We start from the raw sequence: 14,740 nt of genomic DNA on the forward strand, positions 1-14,740 counted from the left end.
CGACGCGGGCTCGGACGTGGCGGCGCTGGCCTGCGAGGCCAAGCTGGACGGTGACCACTACGTGCTGAACGGCGCCAAGACCTGGATTTCCAACGGCGGCATCGCGGACTTCTACGTGGTCTTCGCCCGCACAGGCGAAGCGCCGGGCGCGCGCGGCATCAGCGCCTTCGTGGTGGATGCCGACACCCCGGGCTTCGAGGTCAGCGAACGCATTGAACTCATCGCTCCGCATCCGCTGGCCACGATCACGTTCGACAACTGCCGCATCCCGGCCTCGCACCGCCTGGGCGATGCGGGCCAGGGCTTCAAGCTGGCCATGATGACGCTGGATATTTTCCGTGCCTCGGTAGCCGCCGCCGCGCTGGGGTTTGCCCGCCGCGCGCTGGACGAAGGCCTGGCGCGCGCCAAGTCGCGCCGCATGTTCGGCCAGACGCTGGCCGACCTGCAACTGACGCAAGCCGCGCTGGGCGACATGGCCACCGCCATCGACGCCTCGGCGCTGCTGACGTATCGCGCCGCGTGGATGCGCGACGTGCAAAAGCTGCGCACCACGCGCGAAGCCGCGATGGCCAAGATGATGGCCACGGAATCGGCGCAGACCGTGATCGACCGCGCCTTGCAGATGTTTGGCGGCGCGGGCGTGGTGTCGGGGATGCCGGTGGAGAAGCTTTACAGGGAAATCAGAGCGCTGCGTATTTACGAAGGCGCCACCGAAGTGCAGAAGTTGATCATCGCCCGTGAACTGCTGAAGGCGTAAAGGGCCATCGAGCTCTCGCCATCAGCACAGCAAACCACACCGCACAAGCAAGGGGAATTTCATGGAAGTATCCGCCCACACCGACACCTTCGCCCGGGACAACCTACCCCCGGGCGAACAATGGCCTGAATTCCTGCTTGATGGCCCCGACGTGGCCTACCCCAAGCGCTTCAACTGCGCCGTGGAACTCGTGGACGCCATGGCCGAACGCGGCTTTGCCGACCGCGTGGCGCTGCGCTGGCGCGACGGCGACAAGCAGGCCACGATGACCTATCGCGAACTGGCTGCGCTTACCAACCGCATCGCGCGCGTGCTGACCGAAGACATGGGCTTGGTCCCCGGCAACCGCCTGTTGCTGCGCGGGCCGAACAACCCGATGATGGCGGCCTCTTGGCTGGCGGCGATCAAGGCGGGTTTGGTGACGGTGCCCACGATGCCGCTGCTGCGCGCCAAGGAACTCAAGCAGATCATCGAGAAGGCCCAGATCCAGGCCGTGCTGTGTGATGCGCGCCTGAAAGAAGAAGCCGGGTTCTGCGTCCAGGCGGGCCACGAGCATCACTGCCCGCAGTTGACCCAGGTGATGGTTTTCAACGATGCCGCGCCCGATGCGCTGGATGCGTTGGCCGCTGCCAAGCCCGACGATTTCACCGCCTGCGACACCGCCGCCGACGACGTCTGCCTGATCGCCTTCACCAGCGGCACCACGGGTTCGCCCAAGGGCTGCATGCACTTTCATCGCGACGTGCTGGCGATGTGCGACCTGTTCCCCAAGCATGTGATCAAGCCGGGTCCCGATGACATCTTTTGCGGCACGCCGCCGTTGGCGTTTACGTTCGGCCTGGGCGGCCTGCTGTGCTTTCCCTTGCGCGTGGGCGCCAGCACCGTGCTGGCCGAAAAGCTGTCGCCGGAAAGCCTGCTGGAACTGATTCAGGACTTCCGCGCCACCATCGTCTTTACCGCGCCGACGTTCTATCGCCAGATGGCCGCGCTGGTCGGCAAGTTTGATCTGTCTTCGCTGAAGAAAAGCGTGTCGGCCGGCGAAGCGCTGCCGGACGCCACGCGTCAGTTGTGGAAACAGGCCAGCGGCATTGAGATGATCGACGGCATCGGCGGCACCGAAATGATCCACGTGTTCGTGTCCAGCCCGCCCGAAGCCGTCAAGCGTGGCGCCATCGGCAAGGTCGTGCCAGGCTATGTGGCGCAGGTGGTGGACGACGACATGCAGCCCGTGCCTAACGGCACGGTGGGCCGGTTGGCCATCAAGGGCCCCACGGGCTGCCGCTACCTGGCCGACGACCGCCAGCGCCGCTTCGTGCAGCAGGGCTGGAACCTGCCGGGCGACACCTTCATGCAGGACGACGACGGCTATCTGTATTACCAGGCGCGCAATGACGACATGATTGTCTCGGCGGGCTACAACATCGCCGGCCCCGAAGTGGAAGACGCGCTGTTGCGCCACGAAGCCGTGGCCGAATGCGGCGTGGTGGGGGCGCAGGACGACGAGCGCGGCCAGTTGGTCAAGGCCTTCGTGGTGCTCAAGCCGGGCTTTGCGCCCAGCGATGCGCTGGTGGCCGACATGCAGGCGTTCGTGAAGGCCAGCATCGCGCCGTACAAATATCCGCGCGCCATCGAATTCGTGGCGACGCTGCCCCGTACCGAAACGGGCAAGCTGCAACGCTTTGCGTTGCGCCAGATGGCTTGAACCGGTCGTTGAAATAAGTAATCAGGAAATCATCATGTCCGCAGCATTCACCAGCCAGGTAGAAGTCCGCTTCCGTCATTGCGACCCGGCGGGCATTGTCTTCTATCCGCGCTATTTCGAGATGATCAATGACTTTGTCGAGGAATGGTTCGACAAGGGCATGGGCCTGCCGTTTCATGCGCTGCATGTTGATCGGCATATTGGTACGCCGATGGCCTCGGTCACCTGCGATTTCAGCGCGCCCAGCCGCTGGCATGAACGCTTGCGCCAAACGCTGGAAGTCCAGCGGATCGGCGGCGCGTCCTTCAAGGCGCTGGTGCGCTTTGAAGGCCCGGACGGACAGTTGCGCTTGTCGGCCACGCTGACGATCGTGACGGTGGATTTACGGACGATGAAGTCCATGCCCATGCCTGCCGACCTGCGGGAACGCATGCAGGCTTATCTGGTTCCCGCGGCGTAAGGCCGCGAGACCACCCTGTCGTTTGTTTTTTATAAATAGGATGAGACGTTATGAAGATTCTGCAACCGCCGGATTGGATGGCGCCCCGGGGCTATTCGAATGGTGTGCTCACCGAAATGACGGTGGGCAGCAAGCTCGTGTTCGTGGGCGGGCAGGTGGGGTGGAATGGGCAGCAGCAATTCGAATCGGATGACCTGGCGGACCAGGTCCGCCAGACGCTGTCGAACATTGTCGCCATCCTGGCCGAAGGCGGCGCCAAGCCCGAACATATTGTGCGGATGACCTGGTACGTCACCGACAAGGAAGCCTATGTGGCCGCGTATCCGGCCATCGGCAAGCACTACCGCGAATTCATCGGCCGGCACTTCCCGGCGATGACGGCGGTGGAAGTGGCCGACCTGGTCGAGGACCGCGCCAAGGTGGAAATCGAAGTGACGGCGGTGGTGCCGGCGGCCTGATCATGGCGGCCATGGCAACTTGAGGTGACTTGAGGCGACCTCAGACAACTTCGGGCCGGGGGCTTGTCGAAGCCCCCGGGGCGCTTGCTACCCCTGCCCACGCCGCGTCTCGCGCGGCAGTTCTCCAAACCGTTCCCGGTAGTACTCCGAGAACCTTCCCAGATGTCCAAACCCCACGCCCAGCGCGACGTCGGTCACGCTGGCGTGGGCGTTCGCCCGCAACTTCTGCCTGGCAGCGTCCAGGCGCAGTGACCGCAGCGCCATCATGGGCGTGGTGTCGCGGTGTTCCTGGAACAGGCGAGTCAGCGCGGTGACGCTGGCACCGGCGTGGCGGGCGATGTCCGTCAGCGTCAGCGGGGCCGACAGATGCGCGCGCATATAGGATTCCGCCAGCGTCAGGCGGCGCGGCAGATCTTGGGCTTGCCCCGCCTGCGCTTGCCAGCTATTGGGCTGGTTGTACAGCAGGTGCAGCACCAGCGTGTCTTCCAGGTGTTCCAACCACGCGGCGGGCGGTCGCCGCGCGCCGTCGTCCAGCGTGGGCAGCAGGTGGATCATGCTGGCGACCATGCTGCGCCAGGCCGCGCCCACCGGGTTGTCCAGCCGCAGGGCGGGGCTGAAGTCCAGTGCCAGCGTGGCGGCGTCGCCAAAGGCGCGGCGGCCCATGGCTTCGAGCTTGCCGCGCGGAATCTTCAACAACAGTTGTTCGCAGCCGGCCTCCCAGTGCAGCCGTACCGGGCGGTTGGGCGCGATGACGGCCGCGCAGTCGGGGTGGGCGTCCACGTGCTCGCTGCCGCATTCGATGCGCGCGCGGCCGCGCAGCGGCACTTGCACCAGCATGAAGTCTTGCAGGCGGTCGGGTTCGATGTGGACTTCGGCGCCGTAGCGCAAGGTACAGACCGTTAGCGAGCCGAACCGGCCCCGGTTCAGTTCGGCGTCCACGCGGCCCGCCTTCCAGGTCAGCCGGTGTTCCTTCAGCGCTTCCGACACGCGGGTGCGTGTTTCGTCCTGTTGGGTGGAGCTGAACACGCGCCGCTTGAAAAGCGGCGCCAGTTCGAGTCGGGACCAGCCGTGCATGGGTGCCTCCGGGACGGGAACGCTCCCGTATCAGCAGCCCAGAATAAATTAACTGTCCAGGCTTTGGAATTAAGTGAATCCCGGATAAGACTGCGCGTATTCGGATAGAGCGGCGCGGCCGCGAGGCATACGCTAGCCAGCAGGCTCTCCCAGCACTTGGAGGGCGTCGTCACGGCGCGTAAGCTTGGCGACTTTGATCGGCGGCATGCGTGTACCGACGGCAGACGGGATCTGTCAGCTTTCCGCCAGCGCGGCTGGCGGCAGAATCGAAGGTGGCCCATGAATCGAAATCACTGGAGCCGGCGCACGCTGGCGGCACTGGTCTGTATGTCCGCCATGGCTGGCGCCTCGGCGGCCGACAAGGTCAAGGTAGGCATGCTGACAACGCTGTCCGGCCCGGGGTCCGCGCTGGGCAACGAGATTCGCGACGGCTTCAATCTGGCGCTGCAACATACGGGCGGCAAGCTGGGCGGGCTGCCCGCCGAGGTGGTGGTGGCCGACGACCAGCAAAAGGCGGATACGGGCCGCCAGGCGGTGGAACGGCTGCTCAAGCGCGACCGCGTGGACGTCATGACGGGCATCGTGTTCTCCAACGTGCTGCTGCCGGTGATGCCGGCCATTTTGCAGTCTGACACCATTTACCTCAGCACCAATACCGGCCCTGAAAACTACGCGGGCGCGGGCTGTAACCCCAACTTCTTCGCGGTGGCCTGGCAGAACGAGGACATCCCCGCCGCCATGGGCAAGTACGCCACGGACCAGGGCTACAAGAGCGTGGCGCTGATCGCGCCCGACTACCCGGGCGGCCGTGAGTCGCTAAAGGGTTTCAAGCGTCTATACAAGGGCGGCTTGTCCGAAGAGATCTACACCCAGCTCGGCCAGTTGGACTACGGCGTTGAAATCTCGCGCTTGCGCGCCAGCAAACCCGACGCGGTCTTCTTCTTCCTGCCCGGCGGCATGGGCGTGAACTTCATCAAGCAGTTCAACGGCGCGGGCCTGTCCAAGGACATCGCGCTGTTGGCGCCGGGCTTCTCGGGCGACGAGGACACCATCGCCGCCGTCGGCGCGCCGCTCGCCGGCATGCGCAACACGTCGCAGTGGGCGGCCGATCTGGACAACCCCGCCAACCGCAAGTTTGTTGAAGACTTCAAGAAGACCTACAAGCGCACGCCCACGCTGTACGCCTCGCAAGGCTATGACGCCGCCATGCTGCTGGACAGCGCCGTGCGCCAAACGGGCGGCAAGCTTGACGCCGACGCGCTGCGCCCGGCGCTGCGGCGCGCGGATTTCAAATCGGTGCGGGGCGACTTCAAGTTCAACCGCAACCAATACCCCATCCAGAACTACTACCTGCGCGTCGTGGAAGCGGGCGCGGACGGCAAGCTGGCCAACAAGCTGTCGGGCACGGTGCTGACCCAGTACCAGGACCCGTTTGCCGCTACCTGCCAGATGAAATAGGCGGCCGGCCACGCAGCCCAGGCATCTTGCATCAGGCATCAAGCAACACAGGAGAACCGAATGACCCAACAGATCTCGACGCGCGAGGTGACCATTCCCTCGCACGATGGCAAGACATTCAGCGCCTATCTAGCCGTGCCCGCCTCGGGCCATGGCCCCGGGTTGGTGCTGTGCCAGGAAATCTTCGGCGTGAACGACTTCATGCGCCGCGCTGCGCAGTTGCTGGCCGAAGAGGGCTATGTGGTGCTGGTGCCCGATCTGTTCTGGCGCCAGCAGCCCGGCATTCAACTGACCGACGGCCCGGCCGACATGCCGCGCGCGTTCGAGCTCTACAAAGGTTTTGACGTTGAGCAGGGCCTGAAAGACATCGCGTCCACCATCGCCATGCTGCGCGAATTGCCCGAGCAACAGGGCGGCGTCGGCGTGCTGGGCTACTGCCTGGGCGGCAAGCTGGCCTACCTGGCCGCCTGTCGCACCGATGTGGACGTGGCCGTGGGCTATTACGGCGTTGGCATCGAAGACAGCCTGGACGAAGCGGCCAACCTGCGCGGCCGCCTGGTGCTGCACATTGCCGAGCAGGACGGCTTCTGTCCGCCCGCCGCGCGCCAGCGCATCCTGGATGCGCTGGGCGGCAAGCCCGGTGTTGAACTGTATGTGTACCCCGGCATGGACCATGCGTTCGCCCGCACGGGTGGCGATCACTACGACAAGCCGTCGGCACTGATGGCGCACCAGCGCAGCATGGCCGCGCTGCAACGCGCCATCGGCCCCGAGTTCGATTATTCGTACTTGTGGGACAAGCACTGCGAATACGAATTCGGCACGCGCGACGTGGCCGCCACCATGGCCACGATGGTGGCCGAACCCTATGTGAACCACATCCCCACCATGACGGGCGGCGTGGGCCACAAGGAACTGTCGCGCTTCTACCAGCACCATTTCGTCAACGGCAACCCGCCCGACACGCGCTTGATTCCGCTGTCGCGCACGGTGGGCGCCACGCAGATCGTGGACGAACTGCTGTTCTGCTTCACCCACACCACCGAGATCGACTGGATGCTGCCCGGCGTGGCGCCCACGGGCCGGCCGGTTGAGATTCCGCTGATCGCCGTCGTGAAGTTCCGGGGCGACAAGCTCTACCACGAGCACATCTATTGGGATCAGGCCAGCGTGCTGGTGCAGGTGGGCCTCTTGGACCCGGCCGGGTTGCCGGTGGCCGGCCGCGAAACCGCCGCCAAGCTGCTGGACGAAACCCTGCCGTCGAACACGTTGATGGCGCGCTGGAAAGACAGCGAGAACAAGTAGGAGCCCCCCATGTCTTACACCGACGAACAACTGGCCGCGATGGTGCGTGGCGACAGCGTGCATCGCGGGGTCTACACCGACCCGGCCATCTTCGACCTTGAAATGCAGCGCATCTATGGTCGCGCGTGGATCTACGTGGGCCATGAAAGCCAGGTGCCCAAGACGGGCGACTATCACACCACCCGCGTGGGCGACCAGGATGTGCTGATGGTGCGCGCGTCCGATGGCCATGTGCACGTGCTGTACAACCGCTGCCCGCACAAGGGCGCCAAGGTGGTGGCGGATGGCGAAGGCTGCGTGGGCAAGTTCTTCCGCTGTCCGTATCACGCCTGGACCTTCAAGCTGGACGGCAGCCATCTGGGCGTGCCGCTCAAGCAGGGCCTGGAAGGCACGTCGTATGACCCCACCGACCCGGCGTTCTCGATGCGCCGGCTGGCGCGCGTGGAAAGCTATCGCGGCTTCGTGTTCGCCAGCCAGGCCAAGGAAGGCCCGGTGCTGGCCGACTTCCTGGGCGGCGTGCGCTCGTCCATCGACAACCTGTGCGACCGCTCGCCGGTAGGCGAAGTGGAAGTGGCGGGCGGTATTTTCCGTGTGATGCAGCGGTCGAACTGGAAGGTGTTCTACGAAAACCTGCACGACACCATGCACGCCCGCGTCACGCATGAATCGTCCTACGCCGCCGCGCGCGACGAAGCCAAGGAAATGGGCGAGATGCCGCTTGAGCTGCACATCATGGACGGCAACGGCGAGCCCTACGAGTTCTGGGAAAAGCTGGAGCTGCGCGCCTACGAAAACGGCCATGGCTATATGGAAGGCATCTTCAACCCGGGCGCCGCCGAACGCGACCCCGTATCGCGCGCGCACTTTGAAACACTGGCCGCTGCCTACGGCGAGGAACGCGCCCGCGAAATCCTGGGCATGAACCGGCACAACACGGTCATCTACGGCAGCGGCTCGCCGCACACCGTGTTCCAGCAATTCCGCGTGATCCGCCCGATTGCCGTGGACCGCACGCTGATCGAGATCCAGACCTTCCGCTGCAAGGGCGCGCCCGACGGCGTGTTCAAGCGCGCGATGCTGTACGCCAACGTCATCAACTCGCCGTCGTCCAACGTCATGCCTGACGACATCGAGCTCTACAACCGCTGCCAGGAAGGCAATGCCACGCGCGGCGGGGAATGGGTCAGCATGCACCGCTACCACGGCAGCGACCGCAGCGATGCGGACGGCATGGTGTCGGTCAACGGCACCAGCGAACTGCCCATGCGCAACCAGTTCCACGCCTGGAAGACCTATATGGAAGCCGGCGCGGCGTCGAACGCGCCCGCCACGGGAGAAGGCGCATGCTGCTAGACCTGGATTTCGATGTCGGCACGGCCGACCTGACGCCCGCCGATGTGCCCGCCGACGCCTATCACCGCATCGCACAGTTCCTGTACCGCGAGGCTCGTTTGCTGGACGAGCGGCGCTACGACGACTGGCAGGCCTTGTGGACGCAGGACGGCATGTACTGGATGCCGCGCGTGCACGGCCAGCAAAGCCCGTACGACCATATTTCGCTGTTCTGGGAAGACCGCATGTTGCGCGACGTGCGCATCCGCCGTCTGGAGCACCCGCGCAATTGGTCGCAGCAACCGCCTACGCGCAGCGTGCGCCTGGTGGGCGGCGCGCAGGTGGAAGGGGTGGACGCGGGCGGCAACCTGGTGGTGCATTCCGCCTTCCAGATGACCGAATGGCGCAAGCGCCAACCCCGCCAACTGGCCGGCCGCTACACGCACAAGCTGGCGGCCGACGGGGATAGCTGGCGCATCCGCATGAAGCGTGTGGATCTGGTCAATTGCGACGACGTGCACGACGTGTTCGAGGTGTTCGTCTGATGACGGCGGACACCGCGGTGCTGGCGCTGCACTATCAGAATGACGTGCTGCATCCCGACGGCAAGATCCGCGTTGGGCTGGACGCCGACAACGGCGCGCGCCAGCGCCTGCTGGACAACGCCGCCGCCTTGCTGGATGGGGCGCGCGCGCAGGCCATGCCCATCGTGCATGTGCGCATCGCCTTTCGCCCGGATTACGCCGACCTGCTGCCCAACTGCGCCATCTTCCGCAACGTGGCCGCGATTGGGGCGGTGCCGGAAGGGCAGTGGGGCAGCGAGTTCTACGACGGCTTGCAGCCCTTGGCCGGCAGCCCGCGCGAGTTCATCGTGAAGCACACCCGCATCAGCGCGTTCTACGGCACGCCACTGGAAGAAACGCTGCGCGTGATCGGCGCGCGCCGGCTGGTGGTGGCGGGCGTGGCCACGCATTCCGTGGTGGAAGGCACGGTGCGCCACGCCGCCGACATTGGTTTTGACGTAATGGTGGCCGAAGACGCCTGCGCCTCCGCCGACCTGGCGGTACATGAGGCCTCGCTGGCCAGCATGCGCCTGATTGCGCAAACGGGTTCGGTGGCGCAAGCGGTGCGCTGGGCCGCCGCGCCGCACTGATCAAGGACTATTCATGGATTTTTCAGGCTTTCCCGGCTTGGCCGGCAAGACCGCCATCATCACCGGCAGCACGCAGGGGCTGGGCGCCGACATCGCGCGCGGCCTGGCCGCCGCCGGCGCCCATGTGGTGCTGGTGGGGCGCAACGCGCAAGCCGGCCAGGCGTTGGAGCAGGAACTGGACGGGCGCGCGCTTTTTTGCGAAACCGACATCGGCAGCGACGCGCACATCCAGCGCTGCATCGACGCCGCGCTGGCGCGCTTTGGCCGTCTGGACATTCTGGTGAACAACGCCTGCCAGTACACGGACCGGGGGTTGGCCTCCTCTCGCGAGGAATGGCACGCCACGCTGGACACCAACCTGGTGTCGGCCGCCATCTTCACGCAGTTGGCCGCGCCGCATCTGCCGCGCGGCGGTGTGGTGGTCAATATGGGCAGCACGGGCGGCAAGTTCGGCGCGGCGGGGCGCGCGCTGTATCCGGCGTCCAAGGCGGCCATGCTGCAGATCACCAAGAATTTCGCGGTGGAACTGGCGCCGGCGGGCGTGCGGGTGCTGGCGGTGTCGCCGGCATGGACCTGGTCGCCGTCGGTGGAACAGTTGTCAGGCGGCTCGCGCGAGGCGGCGGACGCCGTGGGGGCGCACTTTCATCCGCTGGGCCGGGTGGGGTCGGGCGAAGAAATCGCCGCCGCCGTGTGCTTTGCGTGTTCGGATGCGGCGTCCTGGATGACGGGGGTGGACATTCCCGTGGACGGCGGCTTTTCCATCCTGGGGCCAGACCGCGGCATTTCGCCGCGCGTCTGGTTCAAGGAACTGGCGCCTTGATTCCCTGAGCGATCGGGCCGGGCCACGCGCGCCGTGGGGCTCTACGGCGGCCTGCCGGGAGGCTGGGCGCGGCCTTAGCGGCCTTAGCGAATGACGATCTCGCCTTCCTCCAGCCCGGCTTTGCCGCCGACCTGGTCTTCCAGGAACTCCTGCATCTTGTTGCCCAACTGAATCTTCGTCCCGCTGCAAAAGCGGCGCGTGGCGGCTACCGTGGCGGTGTGCAGCGGTTGCAGGTCGCGCACCAACTGGGATTCTTCTTCGTCCAGCGCCAGCAAGTCGCTGCCCAGCTTCACATGGGTATTGCGGGCGCGCTCCACCACGTCGCCGGGCGCGCGCTGCGGGTTGGCTTGCAGGAACATCAGCAGTTGTTCCAGCTTGGCCTTTTCCTCGTTCATCTTCAGGCGCTTGCGCGTCAGTGCCGAGCGCTTGATGTCGGCATGCGGGTCCAGGCCGGCCTGCACCAGCGTGGGAATGCCGGAGGGAGACCCGATGGTGCCGGCGCGCACGGCATTCAGCGCGCGGATCTGGCCGCCGGTGATGGCGCTTTGCTGCGTGTTGGGCGGGCCGACGTTGACGCTGCCACCCGCCGCGATGCTGCTCTGGCGGATCTCGCGTTCAACGTCCACGTCCTGCCCGGCGCTGATGATGGCATTTTCAATGAACTTGGCGCGCAGCATTCCGCCACAGACGATGTGGGCGGTGCGCGCGGTGGCGGCGGGGTCTTGCAAGGCTTCGGCCATGCCGATGATGCCGCCCTTGACCGTGACGCTGCCGCCTGCTTCCACCAACGCCGCCTCGATGGTGCCGTTGACCACCACGTCGCCCGTCACGCGCACTTCCATGGTGGCGGCGATGTCGCCGCGCACCTGTAGCGAGCCTTCAAAGGTGATGTTGCCGGTGGACAGGTTGACGGCATCCACCTCGACCATCGGATTCACCTGTACGCCGTGGCTGACCAGCGTGGGCGTGCCGGCGATGGTCGCGCGCAGCAGCAGCGGGTCTTCCGGGTCCACGGCCACACCGCTTATGTCTTTGGAGAACGGCGTGTCGGGCATTTCGTCCGGCAGCACCGGTTCGCCCAGCACGTTGACGCCGTCCACGCCCGGCAGGGGCGGGAAGCGGCGCATCAAAGGCGTGCCCGGCGACACCAGCAGCAGGCTGCCAAGGTCGCGGTAGTCCACATGGGCCAGCTCGTCGATTTCCTGCGCGCGCGGCTTCAGGCGGTCAAGCAGGCTTTCGAAACGGGTGGGGGTGCCGCGCGTGGGCGGCGTGCCTTGGGCGATGACGACGGTTTCGCCATTGCCCTTTTCCACGGCCTCGGCCAGCGCCTGTTCCTGCACGCCATGCACAATGCCGCGGTCGGCCACGGCCTGGCGCAGCATGTCCAGGGTGACGGGCTGGCCGCCCCTGGGCGGGTGCACGGTCAGCAGCGCGGTCATGCGGTCGGGGTCGAGTTCCAGCTCGAACGAGCCGTCCGTCACCTGGCCCACCGGAAATTGCACCGGTTCGGTGGCGCTGCGGCAGCGGTCGATGAAGGCCAGCACCGCGTGGTTGTCCAGCGCGTCGGCGCTCCAGCCGTGGGCGATGGCGGCGGCGGTCAGGGTTTCCCAACTGGGGATGTCGGTATTGATGATGGGGGCGGGCTCGGTCTCCACCTCTGCCGCCACGTCACCGGCGGCTACGTCGAGGTCGGCCTCGGACGCCTGGGTGTCGCCGGGGCTGCCAACGGGAGCTGGCTCAATGGCTGCGGTGGAGGGATCTACCGGGTCAGGATCAGGGCGCGGCGGGGGCGTATAAATTGCCGACAGGACGTTGGTGCCGGCGTCCAGCACCAGCTGCAACGTGTTTTCTGCGTCCATCTTTGCCTCTCCCAGCCTGGCACGAGCGGCCAGGTTCATTCATTTGGTAAATAACGGAAATATTGCGACATATTAGCTCAGACGTCCGCCGTATGCCCTAGGTAAGTCCCCGAGGTTTTCGAAGTTTTTCTGCCGGTTCCCGGTGGCGGCCGGGCAAAGCGAGGATTAGGGCGAAGGGGCGAGCGACAAACCGGGTTGATCGCCGCAGCATAGGGGCTCGCCAACGCGTCTTCGGACGCCGCCGGAGCCCCAAACCATGGACCCTCGACACCGAAGTTACCCGCCCGTTTGTAGTGCCTTCCTGGCGCGCGTTGGCGGCATGGCGGTGCTGATGGCCTTGGCGGTGGGTGCTCTGGCGCTGGCGCCAGCAAGCCCCGCCCAGGCCGCCGAGATCTACCGCTACAAAGACCCCTACGGCGTCTGGCGCGTGATGAAAGTGCCCACCGGTTACGGCAAACATTACAAGCGGGCGCAGGCGCGCACCGCCTGGCGCCGCAATGCCACCACCAAGGTCTGTCTGGAATGCGCGCCGCGCCAGGGCGACGGTGCGCGCATGGCGACGCTGGCGCCAACGTCCCGGGCGCAGCGCTGGGGCGAGATCAAGCTGCCCACCGCGCATGATGGCCTGATCGAGCGCGCCGCCAAGGATTCCGGCGTGGACCGGGCTTTGCTGACGGCCGTTATTGCCATCGAATCAGGGTTTCGCAGCGACGCGCGTTCGCCCAAGGGCGCGCTGGGGCTGATGCAACTGATGCCCGCCACGGCGGCGGCGGTGCTGGCGGTGGACGATATCGAACGCGCGTTGGTGGACCCGGCGACCAATGTGAAGGCGGGCTCGCGGCATTTGCGCCGGCTGATCGACCAGTACCCCGGCCGGCTGGACCTGGCGCTGGCGGCGTACAACGCGGGCGAGGGGGCGGTGCGCAAATACGATGCGGTGCCGCCGTATGCCGAAACCCAGGCGTATGTCAGGGACGTGACCGCCCTGTACGAACAGTACAAGACGCCCTGAGCAGGGCGTCTTGTTTGGGGCTTTTATACCGGGCTTTTTAACTGGGGCCCTGGGCGGACCCCAGCCGCTTACATCGCGGCGAAAACCTTTTCGGCGATGTCCAGCGTGGACTTGATCACCGCGTCGTCGTGCGTGGCCGACACGAAGCCCGCTTCGAACGCGGACGGCGCGAAGTGCACGCCGTGGTCCAGCATGGCATGGAAGAAGCGGTTGAACGCCGCGGTGTCGCACTTGGAGACTTCGGCGAACGAGGTGGGCACGGTGTTGCTGAAATAGATGCCGAACATGCCGCCCACCGAATCGGCCGAAAAGGCCAGGCCGGCGGCACGGGCGCGCTCTTGCAGGCCCTGGGCCAGCTTGGCGGTTTGCGCCGACAGCTTGTCGTAGAAGCCGGGCGCGGCGATCAGGCGCAGCGTGGCCAGGCCTGCCGCCACGGCGACCGGGTTGCCGGACAAGGTGCCGGCCTGGTATACGCCGCCCAGCGGGGCGATGTGCTTCATGACTTCAGCGCTGCCGCCGAAAGCGCCCACCGGCATGCCGCCGCCAATCACCTTGGCCAGCGTGGTGATGTCCGGCTTCACGCCGGTCAGCCCCTGCACGCCTTGCGGACCCACGCGGAAACCCGTCATCACTTCGTCAAAAATCAGCAGCGCGCCGTGCTGCGTGCAGACCTCGCGCAGGCCCTCCAGGAAGCCGGCCGTGGGCTTGATCAGGTTCATGTTGCCGGCGACGGGCTCCACGATGATGCAGGCGATGTCGGCGCCGTGCTGGGCGAAGGCCTCGCGCACCGCATCCAGGTTGTTGTATTCCAGGGTCAGCGTGTGCGACACGAATTCGGGCGGCACGCCGGCCGAGCTGGGGTTGCCGAAGGTCAGCAGGCCCGAGCCCGCCTTGACCAGCAGGCTGTCGGAATGGCCGTGGTAGCAGCCTTCGAACTTCACGATCTTGGCGCGGCCGGTGGCGCCGCGCGCCAGGCGGATTGCCGTCATGGTGGCTTCGGTGCCCGAGCTGACCAGGCGCACCTGTTCCAGCGACGGCAAGCGCGAGATCAACACTTCGGCCAGTTCGATTTCGGCTTCGGTGGGGGCGCCGAACGACAGGCCGTTGACGGCGGCTTCCTGCACCGCGCGCACCACGTCGGGGTGCGAATGGCCCAGGATGGCGGGGCCCCAGGAGCCCACGTAATCGATGTACTGCTTGTCGTCCGCGTCCCACACGTACGGGCCTTGCGCGCGCTTGATGAAGCGCGGCGTGCCGCCGACTGAGCGGAAAGCGCGCACGGGCGAATTGACGCCGCCGGGGATGCTGCGGCAGGCGCGTTCGAAAAGCTGTTCGTTACGGGACATGGCG

14 protein-coding genes are annotated in these 14,740 nt (G+C 66.1%); 11 read left to right on the forward strand and 3 right to left on the reverse strand.

Translation table 11 applies throughout. The features are described from left to right. The 4 genes from ACE04A_RS29295 to ACE04A_RS29310 form a co-directional block, all read left to right on the forward strand. The coding region (locus ACE04A_RS29295) for an acyl-CoA dehydrogenase family protein (RefSeq protein WP_485820788.1) at positions 1 to 757 on the forward strand (757 nt) is incomplete at its 5' end. A gap of 61 nt (positions 758 to 818) precedes the next feature. Next, positions 819 to 2,459: an AMP-binding protein gene (locus ACE04A_RS29300; RefSeq protein WP_447987875.1), complete on the forward strand. Its 1,641-nt coding sequence runs from the start codon at positions 819 to 821 to the stop codon at positions 2,457 to 2,459. A 34-nt stretch (positions 2,460 to 2,493) separates the two neighbouring features. Then, entirely contained in the window at positions 2,494 to 2,919 is a 426-nt protein-coding gene (locus ACE04A_RS29305) for an acyl-CoA thioesterase (RefSeq protein ID WP_050447059.1), read from the forward strand. A gap of 50 nt (positions 2,920 to 2,969) precedes the next feature. Next, on the forward strand, positions 2,970 to 3,377 hold the full coding sequence (locus ACE04A_RS29310) for a RidA family protein (protein ID WP_006217230.1): 408 nt from the start codon (positions 2,970 to 2,972) through the stop codon (positions 3,375 to 3,377). An 87-nt stretch (positions 3,378 to 3,464) separates the two neighbouring features. On the opposite strand, the gene ACE04A_RS29315 is transcribed toward ACE04A_RS29310, so the two are convergent. Further along, the gene (locus ACE04A_RS29315; RefSeq protein WP_485820789.1) at positions 3,465 to 4,451 is read right to left on the reverse strand and encodes an AraC family transcriptional regulator; all 987 of its coding nucleotides are present in this window, start codon (positions 4,449 to 4,451) and stop codon (positions 3,465 to 3,467) included. A 279-nt stretch (positions 4,452 to 4,730) separates the two neighbouring features. On the opposite strand from ACE04A_RS29315, the gene ACE04A_RS29320 reads away from it, so the two are divergent. The 6 genes from ACE04A_RS29320 to ACE04A_RS29345 are packed head-to-tail and all read left to right on the forward strand — an operon-like array spanning position 4,731 to position 10,519. Beyond that, the gene (locus tag ACE04A_RS29320; RefSeq protein WP_485820790.1) at positions 4,731 to 5,909 is read left to right on the forward strand and encodes an ABC transporter substrate-binding protein; all 1,179 of its coding nucleotides are present in this window, start codon (positions 4,731 to 4,733) and stop codon (positions 5,907 to 5,909) included. Between the two features lie 60 nt (positions 5,910 to 5,969). Next, on the forward strand, positions 5,970 to 7,214 hold the full coding sequence (locus ACE04A_RS29325; RefSeq protein WP_279995080.1) for a dienelactone hydrolase family protein: 1,245 nt from the start codon (positions 5,970 to 5,972) through the stop codon (positions 7,212 to 7,214). Between the two features lie 9 nt (positions 7,215 to 7,223). Then, positions 7,224 to 8,567: an aromatic ring-hydroxylating dioxygenase subunit alpha gene (locus ACE04A_RS29330; protein WP_485820791.1), complete on the forward strand. Its 1,344-nt coding sequence runs from the start codon at positions 7,224 to 7,226 to the stop codon at positions 8,565 to 8,567. Continuing rightward, positions 8,558 to 9,091, forward strand: a complete 534-nt coding sequence (locus ACE04A_RS29335) for an aromatic-ring-hydroxylating dioxygenase subunit beta (protein WP_485820792.1) — start codon at positions 8,558 to 8,560, stop codon at positions 9,089 to 9,091. Before ACE04A_RS29330 ends, ACE04A_RS29335 begins: the two co-directional genes overlap by 10 nt. After that, complete coding sequence (locus ACE04A_RS29340; protein ID WP_447987878.1) at positions 9,091 to 9,699, forward strand: cysteine hydrolase family protein; 609 nt, start codon at positions 9,091 to 9,093, stop codon at positions 9,697 to 9,699. The genes ACE04A_RS29335 and ACE04A_RS29340 overlap by 1 nt, the downstream gene beginning before the upstream one ends. A 13-nt stretch (positions 9,700 to 9,712) precedes the next feature. Beyond that, positions 9,713 to 10,519 carry an SDR family oxidoreductase gene (locus tag ACE04A_RS29345; protein ID WP_268079914.1) on the forward strand — a complete coding sequence of 269 codons (807 nt, stop codon included), beginning with the start codon at positions 9,713 to 9,715 and terminating at the stop codon, positions 10,517 to 10,519. 83 nt (positions 10,520 to 10,602) lie between these two features. On the opposite strand, the gene ACE04A_RS29350 is transcribed toward ACE04A_RS29345, so the two are convergent. Next, positions 10,603 to 12,378: a flagellar assembly protein A gene (locus ACE04A_RS29350; RefSeq protein ID WP_448717057.1), complete on the reverse strand. Its 1,776-nt coding sequence runs from the start codon at positions 12,376 to 12,378 to the stop codon at positions 10,603 to 10,605. 256 nt (positions 12,379 to 12,634) lie between these two features. On the opposite strand from ACE04A_RS29350, the gene ACE04A_RS29355 reads away from it, so the two are divergent. Beyond that, the gene (locus ACE04A_RS29355) at positions 12,635 to 13,390 is read left to right on the forward strand and encodes a lytic transglycosylase domain-containing protein (protein WP_279995075.1); all 756 of its coding nucleotides are present in this window, start codon (positions 12,635 to 12,637) and stop codon (positions 13,388 to 13,390) included. 68 nt (positions 13,391 to 13,458) lie between these two features. Here the strand turns inward: ACE04A_RS29355 and hemL are convergent, their stop codons facing one another. Continuing rightward, a complete protein-coding gene (hemL, locus tag ACE04A_RS29360; RefSeq protein WP_100853248.1) occupies positions 13,459 to 14,736 on the reverse strand; it encodes a glutamate-1-semialdehyde 2,1-aminomutase in 1,278 nt (425 codons plus the stop codon). Positions 14,737 to 14,740: the final 4 nt, after the last annotated feature.

Source organism: Achromobacter colocynthidis (genome assembly GCF_057334535.1).

What these genes read in the sequence shown, in the direction of transcription:
- ACE04A_RS29300 (WP_447987875.1), top strand. Translation starts at nt 819, where the DNA reads ATGGAAGTATCCGCCCACACCGACACCTTCGCCCGGGACAACCTACCC.
- ACE04A_RS29305 (WP_050447059.1), top strand. Translation starts at nt 2,494, where the DNA reads ATGTCCGCAGCATTCACCAGCCAGGTAGAAGTCCGCTTCCGTCATTGC.
- ACE04A_RS29310 (WP_006217230.1), top strand. Translation starts at nt 2,970, where the DNA reads ATGAAGATTCTGCAACCGCCGGATTGGATGGCGCCCCGGGGCTATTCG.
- ACE04A_RS29315 (WP_485820789.1), bottom strand. Translation starts at nt 4,451, where the DNA reads ATGCACGGCTGGTCCCGACTCGAACTGGCGCCGCTTTTCAAGCGGCGC.
- ACE04A_RS29320 (WP_485820790.1), top strand. Translation starts at nt 4,731, where the DNA reads ATGAATCGAAATCACTGGAGCCGGCGCACGCTGGCGGCACTGGTCTGT.
- ACE04A_RS29325 (WP_279995080.1), top strand. Translation starts at nt 5,970, where the DNA reads ATGACCCAACAGATCTCGACGCGCGAGGTGACCATTCCCTCGCACGAT.
- ACE04A_RS29330 (WP_485820791.1), top strand. Translation starts at nt 7,224, where the DNA reads ATGTCTTACACCGACGAACAACTGGCCGCGATGGTGCGTGGCGACAGC.
- ACE04A_RS29335 (WP_485820792.1), top strand. Translation starts at nt 8,558, where the DNA reads ATGCTGCTAGACCTGGATTTCGATGTCGGCACGGCCGACCTGACGCCC.
- ACE04A_RS29340 (WP_447987878.1), top strand. Translation starts at nt 9,091, where the DNA reads ATGACGGCGGACACCGCGGTGCTGGCGCTGCACTATCAGAATGACGTG.
- ACE04A_RS29345 (WP_268079914.1), top strand. Translation starts at nt 9,713, where the DNA reads ATGGATTTTTCAGGCTTTCCCGGCTTGGCCGGCAAGACCGCCATCATC.
- ACE04A_RS29350 (WP_448717057.1), bottom strand. Translation starts at nt 12,378, where the DNA reads ATGGACGCAGAAAACACGTTGCAGCTGGTGCTGGACGCCGGCACCAAC.
- ACE04A_RS29355 (WP_279995075.1), top strand. Translation starts at nt 12,635, where the DNA reads ATGGACCCTCGACACCGAAGTTACCCGCCCGTTTGTAGTGCCTTCCTG.
- hemL (WP_100853248.1), bottom strand. Translation starts at nt 14,736, where the DNA reads ATGTCCCGTAACGAACAGCTTTTCGAACGCGCCTGCCGCAGCATCCCC.